Below are 6,505 nucleotides of genomic sequence, written 5' to 3' on the forward strand. Positions count from 1 at the left end.
GCGACGAGTACGCTGATCGTTCGTGATCGGACCGGGGAGGCCGGCGTGGACTATGGCGACAAGCTCTTCTGGCTCGCGGTTGTGATTCAACGCAAGTACGCGCAGATCTCTGCCGAATTCGACCTGACCCCCGCGCAGGCCACGCTGCTCTGCGCAGTCAGGAACGAGCCGCGGCAGATGGCTGACCTCGCCGCGTCGTTGGGTATGACCAAGAACGCACTGAGCCAGCTGGTCGATCGCACCGCGCGACGCGAGTTGGTCGGCCGGGCAAGCTCGGCGCAGGACCGACGAGTCGTCATGCTCAGTGCGACGCCCACGGGGAAGGAGCTCGCCGAGGCCTTCTACGCCGAGATCGCCAAGCGACTGCCCGAGATCGCGGGGAACCTCGACGCCGACGACCAGCGCGACTTCGAGCGCGTGGCCACCGCCATCGTGGACACCTCGGACCTCTCTTCGCCCGCCTCGAACCAACCCAGCACACCGTGAGGCCCCGCCACACCCGCACCTTGACGAGGTTCATGGCGTGAACTAGTTTAGTTCACGCCATGAACTACTGAGGGGTGGCAGTGATGAGCACGCAGATGGCCGGCACGATCGCAGTCTTCGGCGCGACGGGGCAACAGGGTGGGGCGGTGGTCGACGCGCTGCTGGACCGCAAAGCGCGGGTACGGGCTCTGGTCCGCAACCCGCAGTCCGGCCGGGCTCAGGCGCTGGCCGCCCGCGGGGTCGAGCTGGCGGCCGTCCGGGCCGACGATCCGGCGTCGCTGGCCGTCTCGCTGGCGGCGGTCGAGGGGTTCTACTTCATGACCCCGGAGGCGAACAGCCTCGAAGAGGTCGAGGCGGAGATCCGCATCGGTTCCGCGCTCGTCGACGCGGCGGTCGAGGCGGGCGTCCCGCACGTCGTGTTCAACTCGGTCTTCGGGGCGGACCGCGAGTCGGGTGTGCCGCACCACGACTCGAAGCACTGGATCGAGGAGCACATGAAGAAGTCCGGCCTGAGGGCCGCGATGGTTCGCGCGACCGCCTTCATGGAGAACTTCGCGAGCGTGATGGCGCCGAGCCTGGAGCATGGGGAGATCGTGCTGAGGTTGCCGCTGCCTGAGGACGTCGCCCTGAAGATGATCTCGGTCAGGGACATCGGCCGGGTCGCCGCCGCGCTCCTGCTCGACACCGCGGAGGCGCCCGGCGGAGTCGTCGACATGGTCGGCGACGAGCTGACGGGCCCCCAGATCGCCGCAGCGTTCGGCGCGCGCGCCGGGCTCCCTGCGCGGTACGAGGTCCTCCCGTTGAGCGTGCTTCCCAACGACCTCGACAAGGCGATGTTCCGCCAGTTCGCGATGGCGGCGGAATACCCTTCGGACCTCGCGGTGGTGCGCTCGATCGAGCCGGCCACCCTGGACCTGGTCGAGTGGATCCGAGCCACCGGCTGGACCACGCCCACAGACGTGGCTGGTTCCTGAGCCTCCGGCGGCGATGAACGCCCCGCGATCGGGCCACAGTCCCGGCGCTCCAGGCACGGTAACGCATCCGGCAAGGGTTGAAGCAGTCCCGAAACTCCGGGGCGTGCCCGAGACCGGCACCGGCACTGGCACGGGCACCGAGCGCGTCATCCAGGATCTACCGGACGCCCACCTGGCACGGGGTTCGGCGGACAAGTTCGTCGAGCCCTGCACCGTCGCCTGCACGGCCGAGCCAGGCGGAGGGCGGGGTGTCGTACCGGTCGGCCACGTCGGCGGTCGTACTCGGGTTTGGGTGGCGCTCGGGTCCACGGTCGGGTGATGTCCACGAGTTGTGTGAGCGCCGGGGTACGGGCCAGGACAGCATCGGGGTGTCCCCGGTGAAAGGCTGTGAACTCGGCCGGGCAGGAACCATGCGAGCCGCTGCCGCAGCGGCTGCCGGCGCTGGATCCGTGCAAGGCGGTGATCGACGGGATCCCGCGGGCGCGAGCCTGGGCGTGCCGTACAAGCAGCGGCGCACGGTCACCCAGACCTTCCACCGGCTGGTCGAGGAACGTGGCACCGACAGGGGTTGCGCAGGCGTTCGTGGAATGGTCGGTGTGGCTGTTGCGTGAACGGAGTCCTCAGAGGGTTGTGGGGCGTGTGAGGGGGAGGCGTCAGGCGGACAGTTTCGTGTCAATGACGAAGCTGATTTCGATGACCTGGCCTGGCAAGGTCAGTTCAGAGATGCCCAGGACCGTGCTGGCCGGGCGGTGGTCGCCGAAGTACCCCAGGTTGCCCTCCGCCGTCACCGCGACGTTCTGCCGCAGGTTCACCACGTACAAGGTCTGCGAGACGACCTGGTTGCGGGTGGCGCCGTAGTGGTCCAGGACCTTGTCCATGTTGGCGTAGGTCTGCTTCTGCTGGGCGGCGAAGTCGCCCGCGTGCAGGAACTCGCCTGCCGCATCGAGCGAGAGCTGTCCAGAGACGTGGATCAGTTCGCCGGACTTGATCGCCTGCGAGTAGCCGAAGTCGCTCTCGGCCGGCACGCCGAAGTGGAAGACATCAATGGTGGCCACGGTGATCGCCCTTCCGTTCTGCTCTCTTGTAGTTACTCGAGAACTATAGGAGAGTGAGGGATGACCTGGAAGAACGCACTTTTCGGTGACTAAGGAACCTGATGGTGACCAAGCAACTGCTCAAGGTCCTGCCCGAGGACGCCGACCTGCGGCGCGCAGACTCACTGGCGCGGGAAATCTTCTCGGACGTCGCCAACAAGTGGGCCCTCCTGATCATCGAGGCACTCGGCGAGCGCACCCTGCGCTTCAGTGAGTTGCGAAACGAGGTCGAAGGCGTCAGCCACAAGATGCTCACCCAGAACCTGCGCATGCTGGAGCGCAACGGCCTGGTCGACCGGAAGGTGTATCCCACCGTGCCGCCGCGGGTCGAATACACCCTCACCGAGCCGGGCCGGGCCCTGCGCACCGCGGTCGACGTCATATGCGGCTGGACCCACCAGCACCTCGGTCACATCGAGAGTGCGCGCGGCCGTTTCGACGCCTGACGGGCCGGCAGCGACACCCTCGCGCATCACGCGCGTGCCTGACCGGCCTCACGGTGGCGGCCACCGACGCGGCCCGCGCTTCGCCTGGCCGGACTACCGAGCCATCCTGTGCCACAGGTTCACGAACGGACATCCCGCAGGCGGCGGACCGTCCCGTGGACTTGCTGCTATTTCCCGTGAACATCCACGAGCCTCAAGATCACCCATTGCCGCTGAAACCGGTGGACAAGCGCTGCTGTCCGAAGCGAACGAAGCCAGAAGGGAGGGCGGCTGGGGTGATCGGCGCCCTTCGATTCGTGCTGCTCCGGGTCGGCGGAGGACGCGCCAGGACTTGAGGCGTGCGATGCCGGCTCGGCCGGGGACCGCGCTCCGGACGGCGCGCGGTTGACGGCTTGCCGGGTGAGCGTGGGTTCGCCTCCCACAGGCCCCCGGCCGGTGTGGTCACCCCTGCGCCGGCACCGATGGAGGCGCGATCGGCGAGGACCGGTACTCCTGGGCACTCGCAGATCCTGATGATTCGAGTGGGCGCGGGCCGCGGTCAGGACGTGGCAGTGCCCCGGCGTGGTCGGAGACAGCCGCAGCGCCTTGCCCTGGAGGTCGCGTGATCGCCTGCTCGTTCGTCCTGTGCGTGGCGGTGCTTGGCGGGTGTTCGCGCCTTGGCAAGGGGTCACGCTTGCGCAGGAACACCAGAGCGGCCTGGGCGTGCTGGTGAGGCGGGAGCCTGCGCTTGTGCGTTGCGGCCGGAGTCGCTGTCACCCGACCGTTGCCCCCACTGGAGGCAATGCCATTCGCACCGTTTCGCGGAGGGAATGGTGGCGTACCCCATGATCCCGCTTGCTGTGTGCGGCGTGCTCCGTGCAATGTATTATCATAACCATTGTTATGTGAATGATGGGAGTTGCCATGTCGTCCCTGCCGTGAGGTGACGGCGCTCGTCGGGAGCGCTGGAGTTGTGGCACGGGGAGGAGTTCGCCGCTCACATGGACCGGGCCCGCGAGCACATCCGGCCGTGGACCGGGCCCCGATTCGTGACCGATGACGTGGCGGGGGCTCGGGCCACGGTGAGGCAGTCCGGCGAGTGGCATGCCGCCTGACGGTGCCGTTCCGTCAACGTACGCAGTTCGATGGCGGTCAAGCGGCTCGGCGTGACGTCGGAGGGCGTGCGGCGCGAGGCCATGGCCCTACGAAGGCCGGCGCCAGGACACCCGGATCCAGCTCTGGGCGCTCCTCGCAACCGAGCGGCAGAGCAGCGACGGATGACCGCCTGGGCCACCCCATCACCGCTGCCGCGCCCCAGGCGCGGTGGCGAGCGACAAGGAGGGAGGAGATTTCATGCTTACTCTCAATCACCTCATCAAGAGGAGACCGGATCTACGGCTTCGCTGGACGCATCCCGCACACCCGAGCGTCTACGGCGAGACCCAGTCGCCGAGGTCACCGCACTCGTTCCCGCCGGGCAAACCGGGCACACCGTCAGATCGCACAACCTCCCGGTGTCAGGCGGGGGACTGGCACCGGTGACATGGGAACGCCTGCCTGAGGAGCGTGAGGTCAGGGCCCTGTGCGGCCTCATCGCAGATCTTCGCCTCCACAACGCGGCAGCGCTGGTTCTACGCACACCTGAACGCTCGGTCACCACGCATCCTCGGGTTCAGGCCAAAACGAACGAGCTGAAGTTCCCGGTCTTGACGACGGGCGCAGACGCGGAATGGGTCGGTGTCAACCACTACATCCAGCAGCAGCGAGCCCTCGGCGCGGAGCGTCACGTCGAGCGACTCGAGAATCTGCTGGATCGCATACCGGTCCGAGTCGACAACTCGCGTACGGCGCAGGACATCATCAGTTGGCTGTCTTTGGCCCTGGATGTGGACGTGACCCTTGAGTCCCGCGCCCGCCTTGCAGCGGGATCTCGCGTAGGGATCGCGACGGTCTGCCGGTACATACGAGAGGCCGTCGACCTTCTGGCCGCTCGGGCGCCCATGCTGGAACAGGCCATGAGGATCGTGCGGGACAAGGCGTACGTGAACCTTGACGGCACCGCGCTGCCGATCGACCGCATCGCTGCCGCCCAGCCGTACCACTCGGGCAGGAAGAAGCACCACGGGATGAACGCGCAGGTCCTCGCGGATCCAGCCGGCCCCCCAGGTCCTGGCGGCTCCTGCGGAAGCTCCGTTGCAGCACCACCCGGATCACAGCCGTCGTCCGTGCCGTCATCGCCTCGAACTCGCCACCTGATCAAGATGGAAAGGGCTCACTGTGGATCACGCAACCGGTTTGCAGTCCACCGCGGCCGTGGGCCATGTCGAGGGCGTCGACGACGAGGCCGACGCGGTGGTGGCGCGGCCGTCGAGTAGCCGACGATCTCGCGGGTGGCCGGGTCCAACCAGCAGGCGAAGTGGAGCCGGCCCTCGGCTGTCGGCAGCGCGGTGATGTCGCCGACCAGCTTCGTGCCGGGCGCTTCGGCGTAGAAGTCGCGGCTGATCAGGGCCGGGGCCGACTCGCCTTCTTGTCCGGTCGCGTCAGCGAACGGCGCTTGCGGCGGGTGACGCCCTGAATGTCGTGTTCACATGAGGCGGGCGATTCGTTTGCGGTTCACCGTCCGGCCCGGACGCCGCAGTTCGGCATGGGCCCGCGGGACGCCGTAGCTCTGGCGCGAGGCGACGTGGCGCACGGTGATCTCGTGCACCAGGGCCTGGTCAGCTGCTCGGCGGGCAGCCCGGGCCCTCGTCGCAGCGAGCCAGTCGTAGAAGGAGGGACGGGACACCTGCAACAGGCGGCAGAGGAAAGCGACACCGTGGGTGGTCTTCTCCGCTTCGATGAACGTGTACGTCTCGTTCACCGATCGCTCTCCTTCGCGAAGAGGTCAAGGCCTTTCGCAGGACCTCGATCGTCTCGGCCTGCTCGGCGTTCTGGCGGCGCAGCCGCTTGAGCTCCTCGCGCTCGGCGGTCGTGAGCTCCCCCGGGGCACCCGCGCCCGGTCGGCCCTGGCCTGGCGGTACCAGCCGCACAGGGACTCCGAGCTGATACCCAGCTCCCGGGCGACCGTGGTGACCGTCCTGGTGCTGCTTCCTCCGGAACCTCAGGCCCCGGTCTCCAGGTGGCCAGGTGGCCAGGTGGCCAGGTGGCCACGATCAAGGGGACGGCTCGCCCGCACGGTTGTCCCCGCGCCATCACTCACCCCGATCGGGGCGATGCGACGCGGCGGTCTGAGTACACGTACTCATGAGGGCGGTCGCGGTCAGGCCCGACAGTGAGGGTTCGCCCTGCACATGAGGAGCAGTCCATGACCGCCACCCGCCCCACCTCCGCCCCGATACTGGACGCGGGGTTGTCTCCTCGGCGCCGTCTGCCGGCCGCCCTCGCCGTCGCGGTGACCGCGGCGCTCGTCGTGTCGAGGTTCGGCGCGGCCGATCCGACGACCTGGCTGCTGGAGACGGTATGGGTGATGGCGGGCCTGCCGCTGGCGATCCTGCTGCGCCGCCGCTTCCCGCTGAGCGGTCTGCTG

6 protein-coding genes and 2 pseudogenes are annotated in these 6,505 nt (G+C 68.1%); 6 read left to right on the top strand and 2 right to left on the bottom strand.

Annotated elements, in window-relative coordinates:
- Window positions 1–45: 45 nt before the first annotated feature.
- The 3 genes from ACLVWQ_RS39350 to ACLVWQ_RS39360 all read left to right on the top strand — a co-directional run bounded on the left by ACLVWQ_RS39350 (window position 46) and on the right by ACLVWQ_RS39360 (window position 1,779).
- Complete coding sequence (locus tag ACLVWQ_RS39350) at window positions 46–486, top strand: MarR family winged helix-turn-helix transcriptional regulator (RefSeq protein ID WP_414114126.1); 441 nt, start codon at window positions 46–48, stop codon at window positions 484–486.
- Window positions 487–569: 83 nt separating this feature from the next.
- The gene (locus ACLVWQ_RS39355) at window positions 570–1,460 is read left to right on the top strand and encodes an NmrA family NAD(P)-binding protein (RefSeq protein WP_414114127.1); all 891 of its coding nucleotides are present in this window, start codon (window positions 570–572) and stop codon (window positions 1,458–1,460) included.
- A 103-nt stretch (window positions 1,461–1,563) separates the two neighbouring features.
- Window positions 1,564–1,779: a hypothetical protein gene (locus tag ACLVWQ_RS39360; RefSeq protein ID WP_414114128.1), complete on the top strand. Its 216-nt coding sequence runs from the start codon at window positions 1,564–1,566 to the stop codon at window positions 1,777–1,779.
- 334 nt (window positions 1,780–2,113) lie between these two features.
- On the opposite strand, the gene ACLVWQ_RS39365 is transcribed toward ACLVWQ_RS39360, so the two are convergent.
- Window positions 2,114–2,515 carry a RidA family protein gene (locus tag ACLVWQ_RS39365; protein ID WP_414114129.1) on the bottom strand — a complete coding sequence of 134 codons (402 nt, stop codon included), beginning with the start codon at window positions 2,513–2,515 and terminating at the stop codon, window positions 2,114–2,116.
- Window positions 2,516–2,616: 101 nt separating this feature from the next.
- Between ACLVWQ_RS39365 and ACLVWQ_RS39370 the strand changes: the two genes are divergently transcribed.
- Both ACLVWQ_RS39370 and ACLVWQ_RS39375 read left to right on the top strand, forming a co-directional pair.
- Complete coding sequence (locus ACLVWQ_RS39370) at window positions 2,617–3,000, top strand: winged helix-turn-helix transcriptional regulator (protein WP_414114130.1); 384 nt, start codon at window positions 2,617–2,619, stop codon at window positions 2,998–3,000.
- 1,889 nt (window positions 3,001–4,889) lie between these two features.
- A pseudogene (locus tag ACLVWQ_RS39375) lies at window positions 4,890–5,138 on the top strand (IS5/IS1182 family transposase); the annotation flags it as partial.
- Between the two features lie 425 nt (window positions 5,139–5,563).
- On the opposite strand, the gene ACLVWQ_RS39380 reads toward ACLVWQ_RS39375, so the two are convergent.
- On the bottom strand, window positions 5,564–5,839 hold the full coding sequence (locus tag ACLVWQ_RS39380; RefSeq protein WP_414114131.1) for an IS3 family transposase: 276 nt from the start codon (window positions 5,837–5,839) through the stop codon (window positions 5,564–5,566).
- Window positions 5,840–6,283: 444 nt separating this feature from the next.
- Between ACLVWQ_RS39380 and ACLVWQ_RS39385 the strand changes: the two are divergent.
- Window positions 6,284–6,505: pseudogene (locus ACLVWQ_RS39385) on the top strand (hypothetical protein); the annotation flags it as partial.

Source organism: Streptomyces sp. CWNU-52B (assembly GCF_047444975.1).
GTDB lineage: Bacteria > Actinomycetota > Actinomycetes > Streptomycetales > Streptomycetaceae > Streptomyces.